Genomic DNA, 21,138 nt, shown 5'->3' with positions numbered 1-21,138 from the left:
AGAAAACGTAAAATTGCCTCTAATAGTTATTAACTGGATGTAAGTTGTCATATATGCTTATTAGAATTAAACTGCATATGAATTGAAATCGGAATCTTCATTCATGCCCGAACCGGCCGAAAGCTCAAAAAAGGAAAACTCCGACTTTTGGAGTGAATTCTAATCTGACTGTCTGAGCTGAACGGGTGTTTCCTTTTCTATTAAAAGAAGATATTGTAAATAACGCGAGAACGTCTTATAGTTAAAGTGTTGAATGGTTAGGGGGACCCACGGTGAAAAAAATGTCTAAAGCAATTTCCGCGGCGGCGGCAATCTTGATTGGATCGGTATTATTATCTGGCTGTTCCGGCTCTTCGCCAGAAGAAGAAATGTATACGGCTCTTGAGAAGTTGGTTTCTCTTGAGGATACATTTGAGCAGCAGCAGAAACCTTTAATTGAGCTTGAAAAAGAAGAAAATGAACTTTATGAAGAAATCATTTCTTTAGGAATGAAAGAGTACGATAAGATTGTTTCTCTTTCAAAGGAAGCAGCCTCAGTAGTCGAGGAAAGAGAAAAGCGGGTAGAGGATGAAAAGCAAAGCATTCTTGACTCCAAAGAAGAATTTAAAAACATTGCAGAAATTTCAAAGGAACTTAAAGAAGACGGAGCGAAAGAGAAGGCGGAAAGACTTCAGGAGCTGATGCAGAATCGCTACGAATCCTATGATGCCCTTTATGCTTCATATAAAGAAGCCATTGCCTTAGATAAAGAACTGTATCAAATGTTTCAAAAAAAGGATTTAAAACTAGAGGAGCTTGAAGCTAAAATTACTGAAATTAACAGCACCTATGAAAAAGTATTAGCTGAAAATAAAAAATTCAATGAGTATACAGAACAGTACAATCAGGCAAAAATGGACTTTTACAAGGAAGCAGAGATCGAGGTAGAGCAGCCGGAAGAAAATGCTTCAAAATCCTGAAAAACAGCTTCGTATAATACCGTATGGCCTGCAGAGAACGATTCTCTGCAGGTTTTTTGTATACTGCATTCAGACTGATGGTTAAAGAGAGCGCGCATCCGTATATTCGACCGGCTGCTCCCTATAAATCTCTGTACCGTTTTTTATAATACAGATGAACAATTAGTTATAGTACAGATTGTTAAAAAGGGAATAAAAGTAAAATGAAAACAGTAGATATCTTTTCAGAATATCGGTATAAATCAATTGACGAACTTATTTTTCATGGTGTACACTAATACATGTTGAAACGAATTGTATTAATTTCTTTCATCACTTAAATTAGTACAGATATTTGTACTGTCCAATACATAGAGAACGTTTCGGCATTCTCTCAGGTGGTATAAAGATATATAGAGGATAGCCTAAAAAAATGTGTCAGGCGTACTCATTTTGGGTAGGCTAATGCTGTATGTGTCAGTAATTATCTAGAACTATTTTTTATAAGAGAAAGGATAGGTGACTAAATATGGCTGCTAAGACTAAAAATGCTGTAGTTGACAGCAAAAAGCAATTCGAAGGAATTGCAAAGCAGTTTGAAACGTTCCAAATTCTGAATGAACAGGGCGAGGTTGTAAACGAAGCTGCAATGCCTGATTTGTCAGATGATCAATTAAAAGAATTAATGCGCCGCATGGTTTATACGCGTATTTTGGATCAGCGTTCTATTTCACTAAACCGTCAAGGACGTTTAGGATTTTATGCTCCAACAGCAGGACAGGAAGCATCTCAGATCGCTTCTCATTTTGCACTTGAAAAAGAAGATTTCGTACTTCCTGGATACCGTGACGTTCCTCAAATCATCTGGCACGGACTTCCATTATATCAAGCATTCTTATTCTCACGCGGACATTTCCACGGAAACCAGTTCCCTGAAGACGTAAATGCGATTTCTCCGCAAATCATCATCGGTGCGCAAATCATCCAGACTGCGGGTGTAGCTCTTGGAATGAAAAAGAAAGACCTTAAAACAGTTGCAATCACTTACACTGGTGACGGCGGAGCTTCTCAAGGCGACTTCTACGAAGGAATCAACTTTGCAGGCGCTTATAAAGCACCGGCTATCTTTGTTGTTCAAAACAACAGATTTGCGATCTCTACACCTGTTGAAAAGCAATCTGCTGCCCAAACAATCGCTCAAAAAGCTGCTGCTGCAGGTATCGTAGGAATTCAAGTTGACGGCATGGATGCACTTGCTGTGTATGCTGCTGTGCGTGATGCACGTGAGCGCGCTGTTAATGGCGAAGGCCCTACATTGATTGAAACACTTACTTACCGTTATGGCCCTCATACTATGGCCGGCGATGATCCAACACGCTACCGTACAAAAGAGCTTGATAACGAATGGGAAGAAAAAGATCCTCTTGTACGTTTCCGCAAATTCCTTGAAAGCAAAGGAATCTGGAACGAAGAAGAAGAGAACAAAGCAATTGAACAAGCTAAAGAAGATATTAAAGAAGCAATCAAAAAAGCAGATGAATATCCAAAACAAAAAGTAACAGATTTAATGGATAACATGTACGAAGAAATGCCATTCAATCTGAAAGAGCAATATGAAATCTACAAAGCAAAGGAGTCGAAGTAAGCCATGGCTCAAATGACAATGATTCAAGCAATCACTGATGCGCTGCGCACAGAACTTAAAAATGATTCTAACGTCTTATTGTTCGGAGAAGACGTTGGTGTAAACGGCGGCGTATTCCGTGCTACTGAAGGATTACAAAAAGAATTCGGCGAAGACCGTGTATTTGATACACCTCTTGCTGAATCAGGAATCGGCGGTCTTGCGATCGGTCTTGGATTAACAGGATTCCGTCCTGTTGCTGAAATTCAATTCTTCGGTTTCGTTTACGAAGTAATGGATTCAATTTCTGGCCAAATGGCCCGTATGCGCTACCGTTCTGGCGGACGCTGGTCGTCTCCGGTTACAATCCGTTCACCATTCGGCGGAGGCGTTCATACACCTGAACTTCATGCTGACAGCTTAGAAGGTCTTATGGCTCAGCAGCCTGGTGTGAAAGTTGTTATTCCTTCAACTCCTTACGACGCTAAAGGACTTTTAATCTCTGCTATCCGCGATAACGACCCTGTCGTTTTCCTTGAGCATATGAAACTTTACCGTTCTTTCCGTCAGGAAGTTCCAGAAGAAGAATACACAATTGAAATCGGCAAAGCTGAAGTGAAAAGAGAAGGTTCTGACCTTTCTATTATTACTTACGGCGCAATGGTGCATGAGTCATTGAAAGCAGCAGAAGAGCTTGAAAAAGACGGAATTTCTGCTGAAGTAATTGACCTTCGCACAATCAGCCCGTTAGATATCGATACAATCATTGCATCTGTTGAAAAAACAGGCCGCGCGATTGTAGTACAAGAAGCTCAAAAGCAAGCGGGAATTGCAGCTAACGTTGTTGCTGAAATCAATGACCGTGCAATCTTAAGCTTAGAAGCTCCTGTACTTCGCGTGACAGCTCCTGACACTGTATTTGCTTTCTCTCAAGCTGAAGGTGTATGGCTGCCAAACTTTAAAGATGTGATTGAAACAGCTAAAAAAGTAATGAATTTCTAATTATACATTCTGAGAAAAGAAATCAGAGGGTCCAGGAAGAATGGCGTGTTTATGTTCCATGATCAGCGCGGCGCGGCCGCGTGAAAGCACTTGAACAAACATCAAATGTTTTTTCTTTTGAAACCTGCAAACTGGTTTCTTTTCCATATGAAAAATAGGAGGTAATATACCGTGTCTTTCGAATTTAAAATGCCGGATATCGGTGAGGGTATCCACGAAGGTGAAATTGTAAAGTGGTTTATCAAGCCTGGCGATGAAGTAAATGAAGATGATGTACTGGCTGAAATCCAGAACGATAAAGCAGTCGTTGAAATTCCTTCTCCTGTAAAAGGAAAAGTTATTGAGCTTAAAGTTGAAGAAGGAACAGTTGCGACAGTTGGACAAACTCTTATCACATTTGATGCTCCAGGTTACGAAAACCTTAAATTTAAAGGTGATGACCATGGGGATGAGCCTGCTAAAGAAGAGCCGAAAAAAGAAGAAGCTCAAGTACAGGCAACTGCTGAAGCTGGCCAAGATGTGAAAAAAGAAGAAGCTCCTAAACAAGAAACAACAGAAGCTACTGGTGCAGGTGCACAGGATCAGGCAGACGTTGATCCAAACCGACGCATCATCGCTATGCCTTCTGTCCGCAAATATGCTCGTGAAAAAGGCGTTGAAATCCGCCAAGTATCAGGATCAGGCAAAAACGGACGCATTGCTAAAGAAGACATTGATGCATTCTTAGAAGGCGGCTCTAAACCTGCTGAAACACAAACTGAAGCTCCTCAAGCAGAAGCTAAAGAAGAAAAAGCAGAGCAAAAAGCACCGGCTAAACAAGCTGTTCCAGAAGGCGACTTCCCTGAAACACGCGAAAAAATGAGCCCGATGAGAAAAGCGATCGCTAAAGCGATGGTTAACTCCAAACATACAGCTCCACACGTAACATTAATGGATGAAGTGGATGTGACGAAACTAGTTTCTCACAGAAAACAGTTCAAAGGTGTTGCAGCCGAGCAGGGTATTAAGTTAACATATTTACCGTACGTAGTGAAAGCTCTTACATCAGCGCTTAAGAAATATCCGGTTCTAAACACTTCTATCGACGACAAAACGGAAGAAGTTGTTCAAAAGCATTACTACAACATCGGTATTGCTGCTGATACAGAAAAAGGACTTATGGTTCCAGTTGTTAAAAACGCAGAACGCAAATCAATCTTTGACATTTCTGATGAAATTAACGGCTTAGCAACTAAAGCACGCGACGGTAAACTTTCTGCTGCGGAAATGAAAGGCGCATCTTGTACAATTACAAACATCGGCTCAGCTGGCGGACAATGGTTCACTCCGGTAATCAATCATCCAGAGGTTGCTATCCTTGGAATCGGCCGCATTGCTGAAAAAGCAATCGTAGTTGACGGTGAAATTGTTGCTGCTCCAGTGCTTGCTTTATCATTAAGCTTTGATCACCGTATGATCGATGGCGCTACAGCACAAAATGCACTAAATCACATTAAGCGTTTATTGAACGACCCACAACTTATTTTAATGGAGGCGTAATCGATGGTAGTAGGAGATTTCCCTATTGAAACAGATACTCTTGTCATTGGTGCGGGACCTGGCGGCTATGTAGCTGCCATCCGCGCTGCACAACTTGGACAGAAAGTAACAATCGTAGAAAAGGCAAACCTTGGCGGCGTTTGCTTAAACGTTGGATGTATTCCTTCTAAAGCATTAATCGCTGCCGGTCACCGTTTTGAGAATGCCAAGCATTCTGAAGACATGGGTATCAAAGCTGAGAACGTAACAGTTGATTTTACGAAAGTTCAAGAATTCAAAGCTGGCGTTGTGAAAAAGCTTGTCGGCGGAGTTGAAGGACTTCTTAAAGGCAACAAAGTTGAAATCGTCCGCGGCGAAGCATATTTTGTAGACAGCGAATCTATTAAAGTAATGGATGATAATTCATCTCAAACTTATAAATTCAAAAATGCAATCATCGCTACTGGTTCACGTCCGATCGAAATTCCTGGATTCAAATATTCTAAACGCGTTCTTGATTCAACCGGCGCACTTAGCTTAAATGAAATTCCAAAGAAAATCGTTGTAATCGGTGCAGGATACATCGGAACTGAGCTTGGAACAGCTTATGCTAACTTCGGCTCTGAAGTTGTCTTCATCGAAGCGATGGATGAGATCCTAATGGGCTTTGAAAAGCAAATGAGCTCACTTGTAAAACGCAACCTTAAGAAAAAAGGAAACGTTGAAATCCATACAAAAGCAAAAGCTAAATCTGTTGAAGAAACAGAAAACGGCGTAAAAGTAACATTTGAAGTAAAAGGCGAAGAGCAGACAGTTGAAGCTGACTACTTGTTAGTAACAGTTGGACGCCGTGCTAATACAGACGAGCTTGGCCTTGAGCAAGTAGGTGTTGAAATGTCAGACCGCGGCGTCATCAAAATTGATAAGCAGTGCCGCACCAGCGTTTCAAACATCTTTGCAATCGGCGATATCGTTGAAGGTCCTCCGCTTGCACATAAAGCTTCTTATGAAGGCAAAATTGCTGCTGAGGTAATTGCTGGCGAAAACGCTGAAATTGATTACTTAGGAATTCCTGCTGTTGTATTCTCTGAGCCGGAACTTGCTACAGTAGGATACACAGAATCACAAGCTAAAGAAGAAGGACTAGAGGTTGTTGCTGCTAAATTCCCATTTGCTGCAAATGGACGCGCTCTATCTCTTAACCAGACAGACGGTTTCTTGAAGCTTGTTACACGTAAAGAAGACGGTCTTGTTATTGGAGCACAAATTGCTGGTGCTGCAGCTTCTGATATGATTTCAGAGCTTAGCCTTGCAATCGAAGCCGGCATGACTGCTGAAGATATTGCAATGACAATCCACGCGCATCCAACATTGGGAGAAATCACAATGGAAGCTGCTGAAGTGGCAATCGGAAGCCCGATCCACATCGTAAAATAATAGGAAAAACCCCTTAATGTTCAGCATTAAGGGGTTTTTTTGCAAAATAAAAAGGCGGCTATTATAAATAGAACCACCTCAAGTGATTATCGCTGTCCGCTGCTGCCTGATAAAGCTTTTATGACAGGGGTAATAATCTCTTCTTTATTCCCTACGTGCCCTTCAATCTGGAAGATCACCTGATTATCGTCCACTACAACAAGAGAAGGATATTTTTCTACTTCAAACGGATACTTTTCTTCCGCGCTTGACTCAATAAATTGCAAACCTTCAACTTCTTCTGGAAAATCCCGTTTTAAGTCAATGAGTGCGTCATAATAGACGGATTCCCGATATTCATCTTGTTCATCTGAAAAAAATAATAGCTTTCTTTCTTCCGGTTCGGGCTTATTAATCGCTTCAGAAGTGAAATTCAAACTGCAAGATGATAGAAGAAATACTGGCATGATGAAGGCGACAATAACCGACTTTGCCATATTGCCCACCTCTTTAAATTGAAATGGTCTTAACTTACCGCTCTTTTTAGAATAAAAAACCAATACTTACTACCTATTTTTATAATGCCGCCATGCTAAATTAATGCTATTTTATCATGTTTTCCGAATATTCCCCTGAATGTTACCTATTTGTTACATAAATGAAAAATATACACCAAGTATGTCGCATAACTTAAATACAGGTGATATAACGGTTGAGTTAAAGAAGGGGAGTAAAGATGAAATGGCCAATGATTATTTTTCTGCAAGGTATGATATGGGGCGGCTATTTGCTGGTGGAGCGGCTTTCTGAAAAAGATTCCCTGCAGGCTAAAATGATTTTGCTCGGGGTCTTTTTGTACATAGCATATATTATGGCGGCATCTCTTTCACAATCAAAAAAAGTCTCTTTGATTGTGACGGCTGCAACTGCCGCGGCGGCTTTCTTATGCAAAGATGAACTCCTTCTTCTCTTTAAGATGCTTATCTATTAAAACGGATAGCTTAAAAAAACACTTTCTTTTTTAAGAAAGTGTTCTTTGCATTATTTCTTTTGTACTGGCTTATATAGGGCAAGTCTTTCTCTTCTCAGGGACTTTAAAAGGGAAATGACCATCAAAATCATAATGACGGCAAATGGAAGAGCAGCAATAATGGAAGCTCTCTGCAGGGCTTCAAGACCGCCCATCCACAGCAGAATGACAGCAGCTGCAGATTGAATGATTCCCCATACAAATTTCACCTTTCCAGAAGGATTTAAATCTCCGTCTGTTGTCTGCATTCCGAGCACGAACGTTGCAGAGTCAGCTGACGTAATAAAAAAGGTGCTGATTAACAGGATGGCGAGCAAGGACATGAATGTACCGAGAGGAAATTGCTCCAGCACGGCAAACAGCGCCACTTCCATTCCCCTGTCATTGATTATGTCCATAATCGGTTTCTTCATGAAATGCTGTAGGTAAAGAGCAGAGCCTCCAAAGACAGAAAACCAAAGTGCGCCGAAAATCGTAGGAACAGCAAGCACACCAATCAAAAATTCTCTGATTGTCCTGCCTCTGGATATTCTTGCGATGAAAGTGCCGACAAACGGTGCCCAGGAAATCCACCATGCCCAGTAAAAAATGGTCCAGTCCTGCACCCAGGTGCTGCCTTCAGTAAATGGTGTAAGGCGGAAGCTCATATATGTCAGATTCTGAAGATAGCCGCCAATGGTTGTTGTGAACAAATCCATGATGAAATTGGTTGGTCCTGCAAATAAAAGAAATACCATTAATGCAATGGCGATAATGATGTTTACATTGCTTAAAATTTTGATGCCTTTATCAAGTCCCGTCTGGGCAGAAAGCATAAATAAGAAAGTAACGATAAAAATAATGATCAGCTGAGTAGAAAAGGTATTGTTGATCCCGTCAAAAAGATAGGAAATTCCGCCGCCTATTTGAATGGCTCCGAGACCCAGAGAAGTGGCAACTCCAAACACGGTAGCAAAGACGGCGAGAAAATCTACCAGGATTCCGAGCTTTCCATCGACTTTATCTCCAAATAGAGGTCTTAAAATATTGCTGATGACGCCATTTTGTTCTTTTCTGAAAGTAAAATAGGCAAGGGCAAGAGCAATAACGGAATAAATGGCCCATGGATGCAGTCCCCAATGGAAAAAGGAATAGCGCATTGCCGCACGCGCTGATTCATCTGTAAATCCTTCTCCAGATGGGGGAGCGCTATAATGATTCATAGGTTCTGCAACACCCCAAAAGACAAGCCCAATCCCCATCCCGGCACTGAATAACATCGCAAACCAGCTCAAATATGAATAACTTGGTTCATCATCATCTTTTCCAAGCTTGATGTTTCCGTATTTCGTGAAAATTAAACCAATCGAGAAAATTAAGAAGAAAGATGCTGTAAGTAAGTAAAACCAGCCAAACTTTTCAATAATGAATCCGTGAACAATTGTTGTAACATTCGATAGATTGGCATCACCAGCTATTCCTTTAGGCAATGCACCCCAGACAATAAAAAGAACAGAAACGATAACGGAAATGATAAAAACAGGTGTCATTCTTTTCATAAAAGAACTAGCTCCTTATACATAGTAAGTAGGTACCGTTGTTCATTAATTCCTCTTTTTATATAGTGAAGCAATCAGCCTTATATTATACTAATAAAGGAGAAAGAATGGGGGATACATCATAATGAAGCATTTGTATTTCATCCTTGCAGCAGTTTGTTTGCTTTCGGCGTGCAGCTCAAATCAGACCGGAAATGAAGCGTTGGCCCCTGCTGAAGCGGACAAGCAAAAGGAAGAACAGAAAATTGAAAACCCGCCGGAAAAACCTGAAGTGAAAGAAGATAAAGAAACTGAGGAGGCAGCAGCTGAACCGGAAGCTTTTCCTAAATACAAAATTGATCCGGCGAATTGGAGCATTAAGCCTCTTAGCGCAGAAGTCAATGCAAAAGCTGTATTAGTTACAATTGATGATGCTCCGGATAAACACAGTCTTGAAATGGCCCGCACACTAAAAGACTTGGGAGCAGGTGCCATCTTTTTCGTCAATGGCCACTTTTTAGATACGGACGAAGAAAAAAAGACATTAAAAGATATTCATGACCTTGGATTTCCGATCGGCAACCATACGATGTCACATGCTAATTTAAAAGATTTGACGGCAGAAGAGCAGGAACAAGAAATTGTTGAACTGAATGATCTTGTTGAATCAATCATTGGAGAAAGACCTCATTTTTTCCGTGCACCGTTCGGCAGCAACACAGATGAAAGCCGCAAAATTGCAGGGAAAGAAAAAATGGTTCTGATGAACTGGACATACGGATATGATTGGGAGCAGGATTATCAATCGAAAGATGCTCTTACAGACATTATGGTCAATTCGCCGCTTCTCACTAATGGCGCCAACCTGTTAATGCATGACAGGGAATGGACAAATGAGGCACTGAAGGGTATCGTTGAAGGTTTGAAAGCAAAGGGATATGAAATAGCCGATCCAGATTCAATCGAAAAAATCTCATAAAAAAAGCGGTCCTTCAGGATCGCTTTTATCTTTTATAAAAGTACATTTTTCTGCCGTTGAATAAGGTTAATTCGCCCTTTAGTTTTTTTGCAAGAAACTTGGAAAACTCATTTGCTTTATTCCTGTCTCCGAATTTTGAATCAGATGGGAGGGTGATTTGAAGAAAAGAAGGATGCTCATCTCCGGCTTCACCGATTCCAACATACATTTTTGCATAACCTCTTTGATCAGAGGTTAAAGAAAGATAGCCGTCCGTTTGTCTGCATTCATAAGGGAAAGCAGAACTTTCATATTCAAAGTTTAATTGCTGGCCGGTTTTATTCGTAATCTCCTTATAGTAGTGAAAAAGATTTTCTACTTCATCAACTGTTATGTGCTGCTGAATGGATCCGCCGACTAATTTGATAAAAGCATGAGAGGCCATCATGTCAACTCCTAAGGTTCTGAATGATTATCTTAAATTTTACAAATATTTAAACAATCTGACAAGATAAAGGTTTAACTAATTGTAGTGGAGGGTAAATTGGGTTATAATTAGTCTGAATAATCAGATTAAATAAAAGGAGGCCTTCATGAACGCTTTAGAAAAGTTTTATGATGACACAGAGCAGGCAAACGTCAGGTATGTTGGATTTGCTTCAAGTGATCTGAGGTATGATTTGGCCATAGTGTACTCAAGCATGTTTTTTGGCAAACCTCTCGTCGTATGTCTTCAAACAGGTAAAGCAGCTCTCCTTGACTCATTAGATATCGAAGACCTCGAACTCCTCAAGCAAACATTTCGCACGGATACCCTGCAGCAGGCATCCGAACTCTCTGAATTCTTCAAAGATGTGATCCCGGCCGTCCATTTGACAACACAATATGAATAAGGAAAAACTGGCGTATTTCAGCCAGTTTTTTAATATGCTTTTATAAGAAAGTAAGATAAATAAATTAAGATAAAAAGATTAAATGTGTTATACAATTTAGGCTTGACGGATTAAATGTGTTATATTATTATAGAATTACAAAGTATTAAGCGCTTTCAATAATTCAAAAAGCGCTAATCCATTCAAAAAAGGGGTATGGAAATGGGAACAATCGTATGTCAAACATGCAATGGTACGATCGATCATTTTGAGGACGAAAAGGTCAGTGTTTTGTATGGAAAGTGCACAAGCTGCGATTGCCAGGTACTCGAAAGAGAAATCACAGTTATTCAAGGGGTTTAAATAGAAGATAGATGAAGCATGCAGGAATCCCTGCATGCTTTTGTTTTCTTAATGCTGGCAGTTGAATATGTTTCGGCTCAGGCAAACTATGCGCAAAAAAAGACGATTCAAAAATGAATCGCCTTTTCCTTTATCTGATTGCTTTATGTTCTTTAATCACTCTCAAGTAATTAAGTTCAGGATCTTCTGGTCCTTGTACTGGCAGTCCGACTTCCAGGTTTTTGCGCACATACGCAAGATTTTCTTCTGAGATGATTTCGCCAGGGATGAAAATTGGAATTCCCGGCGGATAAACCATGATAAACTCTGCAATAATGCGTCCTGCTGATTCACTGAAAGGCACAACTTCCGTTTCTGCGTAAAATGCATCGCGCGGTGTCAGGGCTAAAACAGGAATATCAGGCAGCATGACGGTCGGTTTCACCAAGTCTGCCGATGCATTCATGAATTCTGAAGACAGCGCCTGCAGCGCTTCAACTAAAATGCCTGTTTCTCTATCGGTATCTCCAGGTGTAATGATGCAGAGGATGTTATATAAATCAGACATTTCTACTTCAATATTATAGTTTTCACGAAGCCATTTTTCTACATCATAGCCATTTAAACCGAGCTCTTTAATCGAAATGATCAGCTTCGTAGGATCATAATCAAATGCCGCTTTGGTGCCGACAATCTCCTCGCCGATGCACTCGATTTTATCAATTTCATTAATTTTTTTGCGTGTATCTTCTGCAAGTCGGATCGCCCGTTCGACCAGTTCGCGTCCTTCTGTAGCCAGGCGTTTTCTGGCAACATCGAGAGAAGCTAATAGCAGGTATGACGTAGATGTTGTCGTCAGCATGCTCAGGATGGTTTGAACTCTTTGAACAGATACCAATCCTTCGCGCACATTCAGCACAGAGCTTTGCGTCATTGATCCTCCAAGCTTATGAACACTTGTTGCTGCCATATCTGCTCCTGCCTGCATCGCTGACATCGGCAGGTCCTCATGGAAGTGAATGTGCACTCCGTGGGCCTCATCAACAAGAACAGGCACATTGTAAGAATGGGCAATTTCAACGATTTTCTTTAAATCAGCAGAGACCCCGAAGTAAGTAGGGTTGATGACCAGCAGTCCTTTTGCATCCGGGTGCTGCTCTAAAGCATGCTCAACAGACTCCGTTGTGATGCCGTGTGAAATGCCGAGGTCTTTATCAATTTCAGGATGAATGAAGATTGGTGTAGCACCCGAGAAAACAACAGCTGACATAATCGATTTATGAACATTGCGGGGAACAAGGATTTTATCTCCAGGACCGCATACAGCCATCACCATTGTCATAATTGCGCCGCTTGTTCCCTGCACGGAGAAGAATGTATAATCTGCTCCAAATGCTTCAGCTGCAAGGTCCTGAGCTTTTTTGATCATTCCTTTTGGAGAGTGGAGATCATCAAGTGGTCCGATGTTGATTAAATCTATTGAAAGAGCACGGTCTCCGATAAATGAACGGAATTCAGGATCGATGCCAGCTCCTTTTTTGTGCCCCGGGATATGGAATTGAACAGGGTCTTTTTTCGCGTGCTCTTTTAATCCTGTAAATAAGGGTGTTTCATATTGCGACAATTTGTTTTCCCACCTTCTTTAATTAAAAATAGTATCTATTTTCATGGTTTCATTTTCGTTATTTACACATAAAACAAGTGAATTATATCACTTTCCTTTTAGATTGAAAAGGTATTTTTCAAAGGAGGAAAAACCGGTTAAAGATTTAATTTGGCGGAATTTTTAGAATAATAGTTGTCTTTTTTGGCAGTTACATATTATGATAGAAGTAGATTTACATACCAACCGGTTAGTAAGTTATAAGAAAGGGTGATTTTGTTGAACTTTACTTACTCTGATAAGGTGATTGACTTACAAAAACAAGTGACAGCTTTTATGGAAGAATTCGTTTATCCGAATGAAAGAAAGTATGAAGAACAATTAAATGCGCAGGAATCCAGATGGTCTGAAATTCCACCTATTATGGAAGAGCTGAAAATGAAAGCAAGAGAAAAAGGATTATGGAATTTATTTTTGCCTGAAAGCGAGTACGGTGCAGGGCTGACAAATCTGGAATATGCGCCGCTTTGTGAGATTATGGGCCGCTCATTGCTTGCACCTGAGGTGTTTAACTGTGCAGCGCCTGATACGGGAAACATGGAGGTTCTCGTCCGCTACGGCACAGATGAGCAAAAAGACAAATGGCTGAAGCCTCTGCTTGCTGGAGAAATCCGTTCATGTTTTTCAATGACTGAACCTGATGTTGCCTCAGCAGATGCGACGAATATCGCGGCAAGCATCATTCGTGATGGAGATGAGTATGTCATTAACGGAAGAAAATGGTGGTCTTCAGGAGCGGGCGACCCGCGCTGCAAGATTGCTATTGTAATGGGCAAATCCGATTTTAACGCACCAAAATATGAGCAGCAGTCGATGATTTTAGTTCCTCTTGATGCTGCAGGCGTCAAGATTGAGAGAGTGCTGCCTGTTTTTGGCTATGATCACGCTCCGCACGGCCATGCAGAAATCACTTTTAATGATGTAAGGGTGCCGGCTTCAAATATGCTGCTTGGTGAAGGAAGAGGATTCGAAATTGCACAGGGCCGCCTGGGACCGGGAAGAATTCATCACTGCATGAGATTAATCGGGGCTGCAGAACGTGCGCTTGAAGAATTATGTAAGCGCGTACAAATGAGAGAGGCGTTCGGCAAACCGATTTCAAGCCAGGGTGTCATCAGAGAATGGATCGCAGACTCCCGCATTGAAATTGAACAGGCACGCTTACTGACGTTAAAAGCGGCTTACATGATGGATACTGTCGGGAATAAGGCAGCTAAAACGGAAATCGCGATGATTAAAGTCATTGCTCCGAATATGGCTTTGAAAGTAATCGACCGGGCTATTCAGGCATTCGGTGCAGCTGGAGTCAGCGAAGACACACCGCTTGCCGCTCAGTGGGCAAGTGCCAGAACATTGAGAATTGCTGACGGTCCGGATGAAGTGCATCGCGCCCAGCTTGCAAGGCTTGAGCTGAAAAAATACGACGTAAATCTTCAGACAGTATAAGGAGGGGGCAGCATGCACATTAAAGAAATGTTTGATCTGACAGACAAAGTGGCCATTATCACAGGCGGAGGACGGGGGCTTGGCGAGCAGATGGCAGAAGGATTTGCACAGGCGGGCGCATCACTTGTCCTCTGTTCTAGAAAAGCAGCGGCATGTGAAGATGTAGCTTCACGATTAAGCAGAGAATATGGAGTAAAAGCCATCGCTTTATCCTGTGATGTGACAAATAGTGAAGATGTGAAAAATACTGTAAAAACGGCAATCAAAGAGTTTGGCAAAATTGATATTTTAGTAAACAACAGCGGGGCAACATGGGGCGCACCTGTTCAGGATATGCCGCTTGAAGCCTGGAATAAGGTAATGAATGTGAATGTGACCGGTACATTTCTCATGTCCCAGGAAGCAGGCAAACATATGATTAAACAAAAGAGCGGGAAAATCATAAATATCGCCTCTGTGGCAGGGCTTGGCGGAACAGACCCGCGTTATATGGACACAATTGCCTATAACACAAGTAAGGGTGCTGTCATCACTTTTACTAAAGATCTTGCCGTGAAATGGGGCCAGCACAACATTAATGTAAATGCTATTGCACCAGGATTTTTTCCTACTAAAATGTCACAGGTGATCATTGAAAACGGGAAAGATCATTTCCTGAATATCACTCCTCTTAAACGCTTTGGAACAGATCAGGATTTAAAAGGCGCTGCCCTGTTTTTAGCGGCAAGAGCTTCTGATTTTATAACAGGTGATGTTCTCGTCGTAGACGGCGGAACACATGCCATGTAAGGAAGGGGTATGTTAAATGAATCGTGATCCAGTCATCGTAGCTGCTGTCAGAACTCCAATCGGGAGACAGGGCGGTGCACTTTCATCAATGGAAGCCAATGAATTTGGGGCCATTGTTATAAAAGAGGCAATGAACAGAGCAAATGTATCAGCAGATATGATTGATGATGTCATTTTTGGAAATGTCCTCTCTGGCGGCGGGAATATTGCAAGGTTAACAGCTTTATCCACCGGCTTATCACTGGATATACCAGGATTAACAGTTGACCGTCAATGCGGCTCTGGTATAAACGCAATAAACCTTGCTGCACAGGCGATTAAAGCAGGTGATGGAGACGTATATATTGCGGGCGGCACCGAAAGTATGTCTCTCGCTCCTTTTTTAATGGAGAAACCCAAAAAAGCGTTCAGTCCGGCACCGCCAAAATTCAGGTCAGCAGTGCTGTCGCCGAAAGAAATCGGCAATCCTCCTATGGGAATTACAGCTGAAAATCTGGTTTCCAACTATGAGATCAGCCGCGCAGAACAAGATGAATATGCTCTCCGCAGCCAGCAGAGAATGGCAGCAGCTGTATCAGAAGGCAGATTTGACGAACAGATTGTTTCTGTAGAGATTCGTCAGAGAAAAGGTGACCCTATCCTGTTCAGCACGGATGAACATCCCCGTCCAAATACAACGATTGAAGGTTTAAAAGCATTGGGTCCAGCTTTTAAAGAAGGAGGAACGGTAACAGCCGGAAGCAGTTCCGGGCTGAATGATGCAGCATCAGCAGTTGTTGTCATGTCACGTGAAAAAGCTTCGGAACTTGGTTTGACGCCGCTATGCACAGTAAAGCATTATGCTGTTGCAGGTGTCGATCCGAATATTATGGGAATCGGTCCTGTTCCAGCAGTGAAAAAAGTGCTTGAGAGAGCAAATTTATCACTAGCCGACATGGACATCGTTGAGCTGAATGAAGCATTTGCTGCACAAGTCTTAGCTTGCGACCGGGAACTGAATTTTGATCACGGCAAGCTGAACGTAAACGGGGGAGCAATTGCCCATGGCCATCCGCTTGGAGCAACAGGTGCGATTTTGATGACAAAGGCGATCTATGAGCTGAAGCGCTCAGGCGGACGCTATGCCCTGATCACGGCGTGTATTGGAGGCGGCCAGGGAATTGCGACGATTATAGAAAGAGAGATTGATTGATGAGGCTTGCCGGAAAAGTTGCAGTTGTTACAGGGGGAGCAGGCGGCATTGGCAAAGCAACAGCCATGCTGTTTGCAGAACAGGGAGCAAAGGTAGTAATCGGCGATTCCAACTCTGAAGCAGGAGAAAAAACGGCTCATGAAATCAGGGAGAAAAACCTGCCATGCCTTTTTGTTAAAACGGATGTGACTGACTCTGCTGATGTTCAGGCATTGATGAAAACGGCTGCAGCGGAATACGGCGGACTTGATATTCTTTTCAACAATGCCGGTGTGTCTAATCAGAGCGTGAAAATCGGCGATATGGAAACAGAGGAATGGGACCGGGTCGTTGACATCAATCTTAAAGGTGTTTTTTTGGGAATTAAACATGCCGTCCCATTCATGCAGCAAAGCGGCGGAGGCTCGATTATCAATACGTCAAGCGTCCTCGGAATGAAAGGGAAAAAGCGGATGGCTCCATATAATGCATCTAAAGCGGGTGTAATTGCTCTGACAAAGAACGCCGCTCTTGATTATGGCAAGGAAAATATCCGTGTAAATGCGATTGCTCCTGGAGTGATCGATACTTCTATCATCGATGAGTGGCGAAATGATGATAGAAGATGGGAAATCTATACGAAATCGAATGCCCTTGCAAGAATCGGACAGCCTGAGGAAATCGCAAAGGCCGTCCTGTTTCTCGCAAGTGATGATGCTTCTTATGTGACAGCAGCCACGCTGCTTGTAGATGGGGGAACAATTACCTTTTAATCAATGACTCTTTTTCACGAGAGCTGTATGAAAAGACAGCAGGGTCTCAAAAAAGAGCCTAACCATAAAGGAGGAACCTGCAATTGGATAAATGGTTTGCAACGTACCCGGAGCATGTTCATCATGATTTTGACATACCTTACATGTCGATTCCCAAAATGTTTGAGGAAACCGTACATAAGTATGGTGAAAAAGAAGCAATTTCATTTTACGGAAAATCCATTTCTTATCTGCAAGCTGCGGGAATGGTTACAGCCTTCGCATCTGCCCTTCAGAGAAAAGGCATTCAAAAAGGCGACAGGGTGGCGATTATGCTTCCAAATTGCCCGCAGTATGTTGTAGCTTATTACGGTGCATTAAAAGCAGGCGCCATTATCACGCAAGTAAATCCAATGCTTGTGGAAAGAGAGCTGAACCATATTCTGAATGACTCTGGGGCTGAAACGATCGTCGTTTTTGATGCTCTTTATCCAAGAGTAAAAGCTATTAGAGAAAATACTGACTTAAAGCAAGTGATAACAGTGAGTCTGCAGGAAGAACTCACACCAGATCCCGATGATTATTCGTTTCAGCAGTTTTTGGGCATGGGTTCAGGAGAAGTGCTGCCAATTCAGATTGAACCGGAGCATGATATTGCCGTCCTTCAATACACAGGCGGGACGACCGGACGATCCAAAGGAGCCATGCTCACACACCGGAACTTAATGGCAAACATTTATCAGTCGTATGAATTCTTTAAAAATGAAGTGAAATCAGGTTCAGAGCGCTGCTTAACTGTCATTCCGTTGTTTCACGTATTTGGGATGACATCCTGCATGAACTTAACGGTTCTTCGCGGCAACTCCATGATCATGCTGCCGCGTTTTGATCTTGAAGAAGTGATGCAGACGATTAAACGTGAGCAGCCGACGATCTTTCCGGGAGTTCCGACCATGTATGTAGCGATCACAAACCATCCAAAGGCAGAAGAATACGGGATCAGCAGCGTCCGCATCTGCAACAGCGGCAGCGCGCCAATGCCTGTTGAGCTGATTAAAGAATTTGAACGGAAAACAGGTGCAAAAATTTTAGAAGGATATGGGTTATCCGAAGCGGCACCTACGACGCACTGCAATCCTCCGTTTGGAGAAAGGAAGCCGGGCAGTGTCGGTATCGGCGTGCCGGGAACAGCTTATAAAATTGTCGATGTCGCTACTGGTAAAGAAGAGGTTCCGGCAGGGACTCTCGGAGAAGTGATCATAAAAGGTCCTCAGGTAATGAAAGGATACTGGAATATGCCGGAGGAAACAGCCAATACCATTCGGGATGGCTGGCTCTTTACAGGTGATATCGCGAAGGTCGATGAGGAAGGATATTTATATATTGTCGACCGGAAAAAAGATATGATCATTGCCAGCGGATACAATGTTTATCCCCGGGATATCGAAGAGGTTTTATATGAGCATGAGGCAATACAGGAAGCAGTTGTTATCGGCGTGCCTGATCCTTACCGAGGAGAGACGGTTAAAGCCTTCGCTGTATTAAAACCAGGGAAAAAGGCAACAGAAGAGGAAATTATTTCATTCTGCCGCAGCCAATTGGCATCCTATAAAGTGCCTGCCATCATTGAGTTCCGCGATCAGCTGCCGAAGACAAGCGTCGGCAAAATATTGCGGAGGGCGCTCAGAGAAGAAGTTGTAAAAAGCTGAATATAAAGGAAATAATCTATGAATCTCATTATAGGGCTTATGGTATAATTTCTTTAATCTAGGCTAGAGAGGATTAGGCATAATGAAAGAAAAAATCATACAGCAAAGCATTCAGCTATTCGGAGAAAAAGGGTTCAAAGAAACTTCCATTCAGGATATTGTTGACGCCCTGAATGTCACAAAAGGCACGTTTTATTATTACTACAAAAGCAAAACAGAGCTGTTAATGGCGATACATTTAAAGTACATTGACGATCTTCTCCGAAAACAGGATGAAATCATCCAGGATGATGCGAAAATGTACAAAGATAAGTTGCATGAAATGGTTTATATGCTCATTCATGATATTGAAAAAGAAGGATTGAGCGCAAAGGTCTTCTTCAGGGAAATGAGAAATTTAAGTGAAGAAGATATGGCAGAGGTAGTAGCAAAACGAGATCTTTTCAGAGTGAAGATTCAGCAGATGCTTGAAGCGGGAATTGCTGCCGGCGAATTCCGCTCAGATCTGCCGATGGATATTGTCACATTCGGGATTTTGGGCATGACGAACTGGAGTTATTTCTGGTTTGATCCAAATGGCCGCGCATCTGATCGTGAAGTATCGGATATTTTTCTGAAAATCGTGCTTGAAGGATTAAATAAGTAGAGGAATTTTCGGGAGACCGGGAATTTCTTCGCCTATAACATACCGACTGGTTAGTAGTCGTTAGAGGAGGATCATGATGAAGAAAGAAGACATTCAGCAAATCTCGGTTATTGGAGCAGGACAAATGGGACATCAAATTGCGATGCTGTGTGCGCTTGGCGGCTATGAAACAATCCTGCAGGATATTCAGGAAAGCGCTTTAGAAAAAGCGGAGTCAACTTTGCATTCGATCATGGATAAATGGGTGAAAAAATCCAAGCTGACAGAAGAAGCGAAACAGGCAGCTTTTGCAAGACTGAAATTCACATCTTCACTTGAGCGCGCAGCAAGTCATGCAGATTTCATTATTGAAGCTGTAGTAGAGAAGCTTGAGGTGAAGCGGGAGCTCTTTGCAAGAGTGGATCAGCTTGCAAAGCCGCATGCTATTTTGGCTTCCAACAGCTCAACGATTGTAAATTCACTGATCGCATCTGCAACAAACCGGGAAGACAAAGTCGTGAACATGCATTTCTTTTTCCCGCCGCTTGTCATGGATTGTGTAGAGGTAGTCATGAGTGAGAACACATCAAATGAAACAGCAGAATTAACAATGGATGTTTGTAAAACGATCAACCGCACAGCTGTGCTTTTGAAGAAAGAAATCTCAGGTTTTATCGCAAATCGTATTTTAGGAGCTCTTCAGAGAGAAGCTGTTTTCCTTTACGAAGAGGGATATGCAAGCTATGAAGATATCGACATTATTTGCCGCAAAGCCTTAAATCATCCAATCGGCCCGTTTGAATTAATGGACTTATCAGGAATTGACGTAGGATATTATGTCATGCAGCAGCGCTACGCTGAGTCAGGAGATCCTGCTGACAAACCGTTCGCCTGCATTGAGCAGAAAGTAAGACAAGGGGACCTTGGCCGAAAAACAGGCAAGGGCTGGTACACATATCAAAAAGAAGAGGTGAAAAAATGACAGAGCGCGCCGTTTCATATGAAAAAAAAGGAGCAGTTGCCGTCGTAACGATCAATAATCCCCCGCTTAACGTCATGAACCAGCAGGTTACTAGGGAGCTGAAAGCAGCCTTTGCAGCTCTTAAAGAAGACAATGAAACCGTTGCGGTGATCCTGACTGGTGCTGGAGACAGGGCGTTTATGGCCGGAGCCGACATTAAAGAGTTTCCTAATCTGATCGGCAAAAAAGGAATCAAAGCCAATTTTCTTGAAGGCCATGCATTCCTGAATGAGATTGATCAGTATCCAAAGCCGACCATTGCCGTTTTAAACGGACTGACCTTTGGCGGAGGCTGTGAACTCGCTTTAACATGCGATCTCCGGATTGCAGAAGAGCATGCTCAGGTCGGACTTCCGGAAATTAAGCTCGGATTGTTTCCTGGAGGTGGGGGTACACAAAGACTGCCCCGCACAGTAGGAGATGCAAAAGCGAAAGAGCTGATGTTTACAGGTGACCCAATTGATGCAGCAGAAGCCAAAAACATTGGACTTGTGTCATATGTCGTTCCTAAAGGTGAAGGACTTCAAAAAGCGCTGGAGCTTGCAGGCCGTATGACGCGTCATTCACTTCCTGCCCTTTCAAAGATCAAAAAAGCGGTTGATCAGGGACTCAGCAGCTCACTTGAAGAAGGACTAGACCTTGAAGCGGAATTGTTTGAAGAAGTGTTTCAGACAGAAGATATCAAAGAGGGCGTACAGGCATTTATTGAAAAAAGAAAGCCTGCTTTCAGCCATAAATAAAGGGA

The 21,138-nt window shown here is 42.4% G+C and carries 21 protein-coding genes; 17 read left to right on the top strand and 4 right to left on the bottom strand.

Annotated features, from left to right (window positions below; translation table 11 throughout):
* Nucleotides 1-281: 281 nt before the first annotated feature.
* From E2R53_RS08395 to lpdA, 5 genes are all read left to right on the top strand, one after another.
* On the top strand, nucleotides 282-959 hold the full coding sequence (locus E2R53_RS08395) for a YkyA family protein (RefSeq protein ID WP_133312224.1): 678 nt from the start codon (nucleotides 282-284) through the stop codon (nucleotides 957-959).
* Nucleotides 960-1,467: 508 nt separating this feature from the next.
* Complete coding sequence (gene pdhA / locus E2R53_RS08390; protein WP_133311341.1) at nucleotides 1,468-2,583, top strand: pyruvate dehydrogenase (acetyl-transferring) E1 component subunit alpha; 1,116 nt, start codon at nucleotides 1,468-1,470, stop codon at nucleotides 2,581-2,583.
* 3 nt (nucleotides 2,584-2,586) lie between these two features.
* Nucleotides 2,587-3,564, top strand: coding sequence for an alpha-ketoacid dehydrogenase subunit beta (locus tag E2R53_RS08385; RefSeq protein WP_133311340.1), 978 nt, complete (start codon nucleotides 2,587-2,589; stop codon nucleotides 3,562-3,564).
* 171 nt (nucleotides 3,565-3,735) lie between these two features.
* The gene (locus E2R53_RS08380; protein ID WP_133311339.1) at nucleotides 3,736-5,103 is read left to right on the top strand and encodes a dihydrolipoamide acetyltransferase family protein; all 1,368 of its coding nucleotides are present in this window, start codon (nucleotides 3,736-3,738) and stop codon (nucleotides 5,101-5,103) included.
* A 3-nt stretch (nucleotides 5,104-5,106) separates the two neighbouring features.
* Complete coding sequence (lpdA, locus tag E2R53_RS08375; RefSeq protein ID WP_133311338.1) at nucleotides 5,107-6,519, top strand: dihydrolipoyl dehydrogenase; 1,413 nt, start codon at nucleotides 5,107-5,109, stop codon at nucleotides 6,517-6,519.
* An 86-nt stretch (nucleotides 6,520-6,605) separates the two neighbouring features.
* Here the strand turns inward: lpdA and E2R53_RS08370 are convergent, their stop codons facing one another.
* Complete coding sequence (locus tag E2R53_RS08370; protein ID WP_133311337.1) at nucleotides 6,606-6,995, bottom strand: hypothetical protein; 390 nt, start codon at nucleotides 6,993-6,995, stop codon at nucleotides 6,606-6,608.
* Nucleotides 6,996-7,234: 239 nt separating this feature from the next.
* Between E2R53_RS08370 and E2R53_RS08365 the strand changes: the two genes are divergently transcribed.
* Nucleotides 7,235-7,489: a hypothetical protein gene (locus E2R53_RS08365; RefSeq protein WP_133311336.1), complete on the top strand. Its 255-nt coding sequence runs from the start codon at nucleotides 7,235-7,237 to the stop codon at nucleotides 7,487-7,489.
* Nucleotides 7,490-7,539: 50 nt separating this feature from the next.
* Here E2R53_RS08365 and E2R53_RS08360 read toward each other — a convergent pair whose 3' ends face one another.
* Complete coding sequence (locus tag E2R53_RS08360; RefSeq protein WP_133311335.1) at nucleotides 7,540-9,066, bottom strand: glycine betaine uptake BCCT transporter; 1,527 nt, start codon at nucleotides 9,064-9,066, stop codon at nucleotides 7,540-7,542.
* A gap of 124 nt (nucleotides 9,067-9,190) precedes the next feature.
* Between E2R53_RS08360 and E2R53_RS08355 the strand changes: the two genes are divergently transcribed.
* Nucleotides 9,191-10,024, top strand: a complete 834-nt coding sequence (locus E2R53_RS08355) for a polysaccharide deacetylase family protein (RefSeq protein ID WP_133311334.1) — start codon at nucleotides 9,191-9,193, stop codon at nucleotides 10,022-10,024.
* Nucleotides 10,025-10,049: 25 nt separating this feature from the next.
* Here the strand turns inward: E2R53_RS08355 and E2R53_RS08350 are convergent, their stop codons facing one another.
* Complete coding sequence (locus E2R53_RS08350; protein WP_133312223.1) at nucleotides 10,050-10,448, bottom strand: DUF1885 family protein; 399 nt, start codon at nucleotides 10,446-10,448, stop codon at nucleotides 10,050-10,052.
* 148 nt (nucleotides 10,449-10,596) lie between these two features.
* Here E2R53_RS08350 and E2R53_RS08345 point away from each other — a divergent pair, with 148 nt between their 5' ends.
* Together E2R53_RS08345 and E2R53_RS08340 are read left to right on the top strand one after the other, a co-directional pair.
* Nucleotides 10,597-10,896 (top strand): DUF3055 domain-containing protein, encoded by a 300-nt coding sequence (locus E2R53_RS08345; RefSeq protein ID WP_133311333.1) that lies wholly within the window; start codon nucleotides 10,597-10,599, stop codon nucleotides 10,894-10,896.
* A gap of 201 nt (nucleotides 10,897-11,097) precedes the next feature.
* The gene (locus E2R53_RS08340; RefSeq protein WP_083328358.1) at nucleotides 11,098-11,238 is read left to right on the top strand and encodes a GapA-binding peptide SR1P; all 141 of its coding nucleotides are present in this window, start codon (nucleotides 11,098-11,100) and stop codon (nucleotides 11,236-11,238) included.
* A 130-nt stretch (nucleotides 11,239-11,368) separates the two neighbouring features.
* On the opposite strand, the gene E2R53_RS08335 is transcribed toward E2R53_RS08340, so the two are convergent.
* The gene (locus E2R53_RS08335; protein ID WP_133311332.1) at nucleotides 11,369-12,841 is read right to left on the bottom strand and encodes an aminotransferase class I/II-fold pyridoxal phosphate-dependent enzyme; all 1,473 of its coding nucleotides are present in this window, start codon (nucleotides 12,839-12,841) and stop codon (nucleotides 11,369-11,371) included.
* A 258-nt stretch (nucleotides 12,842-13,099) separates the two neighbouring features.
* Between E2R53_RS08335 and E2R53_RS08330 the strand changes: the two genes are divergently transcribed.
* The 8 genes from E2R53_RS08330 (at nucleotide 13,100) to E2R53_RS08295 (ending at nucleotide 21,133) form a co-directional block, all read left to right on the top strand.
* Nucleotides 13,100-14,326, top strand: a complete 1,227-nt coding sequence (locus tag E2R53_RS08330; RefSeq protein ID WP_133311331.1) for an acyl-CoA dehydrogenase — start codon at nucleotides 13,100-13,102, stop codon at nucleotides 14,324-14,326.
* A 12-nt stretch (nucleotides 14,327-14,338) separates the two neighbouring features.
* The gene (locus tag E2R53_RS08325; protein ID WP_133311330.1) at nucleotides 14,339-15,115 is read left to right on the top strand and encodes an SDR family oxidoreductase; all 777 of its coding nucleotides are present in this window, start codon (nucleotides 14,339-14,341) and stop codon (nucleotides 15,113-15,115) included.
* Nucleotides 15,116-15,131: 16 nt separating this feature from the next.
* On the top strand, nucleotides 15,132-16,307 hold the full coding sequence (locus E2R53_RS08320; RefSeq protein WP_133311329.1) for a thiolase family protein: 1,176 nt from the start codon (nucleotides 15,132-15,134) through the stop codon (nucleotides 16,305-16,307).
* On the top strand, nucleotides 16,307-17,059 hold the full coding sequence (locus tag E2R53_RS08315; RefSeq protein WP_133311328.1) for an SDR family NAD(P)-dependent oxidoreductase: 753 nt from the start codon (nucleotides 16,307-16,309) through the stop codon (nucleotides 17,057-17,059). The genes E2R53_RS08320 and E2R53_RS08315 overlap by 1 nt, the downstream gene beginning before the upstream one ends.
* A 143-nt stretch (nucleotides 17,060-17,202) precedes the next feature.
* Nucleotides 17,203-18,747, top strand: a complete 1,545-nt coding sequence (locus tag E2R53_RS08310; RefSeq protein WP_133312222.1) for a long-chain-fatty-acid--CoA ligase — start codon at nucleotides 17,203-17,205, stop codon at nucleotides 18,745-18,747.
* 82 nt (nucleotides 18,748-18,829) lie between these two features.
* Complete coding sequence (locus E2R53_RS08305; protein ID WP_133311327.1) at nucleotides 18,830-19,393, top strand: TetR/AcrR family transcriptional regulator; 564 nt, start codon at nucleotides 18,830-18,832, stop codon at nucleotides 19,391-19,393.
* A 76-nt stretch (nucleotides 19,394-19,469) separates the two neighbouring features.
* Nucleotides 19,470-20,354, top strand: a complete 885-nt coding sequence (locus tag E2R53_RS08300; RefSeq protein ID WP_133312221.1) for a 3-hydroxyacyl-CoA dehydrogenase family protein — start codon at nucleotides 19,470-19,472, stop codon at nucleotides 20,352-20,354.
* Nucleotides 20,351-21,133, top strand: coding sequence for an enoyl-CoA hydratase (locus tag E2R53_RS08295; protein ID WP_133311326.1), 783 nt, complete (start codon nucleotides 20,351-20,353; stop codon nucleotides 21,131-21,133). Before E2R53_RS08300 ends, E2R53_RS08295 begins: the two co-directional genes overlap by 4 nt.
* The last annotated feature ends 5 nt before the right edge of the window (nucleotides 21,134-21,138 follow it).

Origin of the sequence: Peribacillus frigoritolerans, from assembly GCF_004358755.1 — a bacterium.
Taxonomy (GTDB): Bacteria; Bacillota; Bacilli; order Bacillales; family Bacillaceae; genus Bacillus_P.
The sequence above is the reverse complement of the archived record's forward strand: the minus strand, read 5'-3'. Positions and strand labels throughout refer to the sequence as shown.

Excerpts from the sequence above, each read along its gene's own strand:
- E2R53_RS08395 (WP_133312224.1), top strand. The coding sequence starts at position 282 with ATGTCTAAAGCAATTTCCGCGGCGGCGGCAATCTTGATTGGATCGGTA.
- pdhA (WP_133311341.1), top strand. The coding sequence starts at position 1,468 with ATGGCTGCTAAGACTAAAAATGCTGTAGTTGACAGCAAAAAGCAATTC.
- E2R53_RS08385 (WP_133311340.1), top strand. The coding sequence starts at position 2,587 with ATGGCTCAAATGACAATGATTCAAGCAATCACTGATGCGCTGCGCACA.
- lpdA (WP_133311338.1), top strand. The coding sequence starts at position 5,107 with ATGGTAGTAGGAGATTTCCCTATTGAAACAGATACTCTTGTCATTGGT.
- E2R53_RS08370 (WP_133311337.1), bottom strand. The coding sequence starts at position 6,995 with ATGGCAAAGTCGGTTATTGTCGCCTTCATCATGCCAGTATTTCTTCTA.
- E2R53_RS08365 (WP_133311336.1), top strand. The coding sequence starts at position 7,235 with ATGAAATGGCCAATGATTATTTTTCTGCAAGGTATGATATGGGGCGGC.
- E2R53_RS08360 (WP_133311335.1), bottom strand. The coding sequence starts at position 9,066 with ATGAAAAGAATGACACCTGTTTTTATCATTTCCGTTATCGTTTCTGTT.
- E2R53_RS08355 (WP_133311334.1), top strand. The coding sequence starts at position 9,191 with ATGAAGCATTTGTATTTCATCCTTGCAGCAGTTTGTTTGCTTTCGGCG.
- E2R53_RS08350 (WP_133312223.1), bottom strand. The coding sequence starts at position 10,448 with ATGGCCTCTCATGCTTTTATCAAATTAGTCGGCGGATCCATTCAGCAG.
- E2R53_RS08345 (WP_133311333.1), top strand. The coding sequence starts at position 10,597 with ATGAACGCTTTAGAAAAGTTTTATGATGACACAGAGCAGGCAAACGTC.
- E2R53_RS08340 (WP_083328358.1), top strand. The coding sequence starts at position 11,098 with ATGGGAACAATCGTATGTCAAACATGCAATGGTACGATCGATCATTTT.
- E2R53_RS08325 (WP_133311330.1), top strand. The coding sequence starts at position 14,339 with ATGCACATTAAAGAAATGTTTGATCTGACAGACAAAGTGGCCATTATC.
- E2R53_RS08320 (WP_133311329.1), top strand. The coding sequence starts at position 15,132 with ATGAATCGTGATCCAGTCATCGTAGCTGCTGTCAGAACTCCAATCGGG.
- E2R53_RS08315 (WP_133311328.1), top strand. The coding sequence starts at position 16,307 with ATGAGGCTTGCCGGAAAAGTTGCAGTTGTTACAGGGGGAGCAGGCGGC.
- E2R53_RS08310 (WP_133312222.1), top strand. The coding sequence starts at position 17,203 with ATGTCGATTCCCAAAATGTTTGAGGAAACCGTACATAAGTATGGTGAA.
- E2R53_RS08305 (WP_133311327.1), top strand. The coding sequence starts at position 18,830 with ATGAAAGAAAAAATCATACAGCAAAGCATTCAGCTATTCGGAGAAAAA.
- E2R53_RS08300 (WP_133312221.1), top strand. The coding sequence starts at position 19,470 with ATGAAGAAAGAAGACATTCAGCAAATCTCGGTTATTGGAGCAGGACAA.
- E2R53_RS08295 (WP_133311326.1), top strand. The coding sequence starts at position 20,351 with ATGACAGAGCGCGCCGTTTCATATGAAAAAAAAGGAGCAGTTGCCGTC.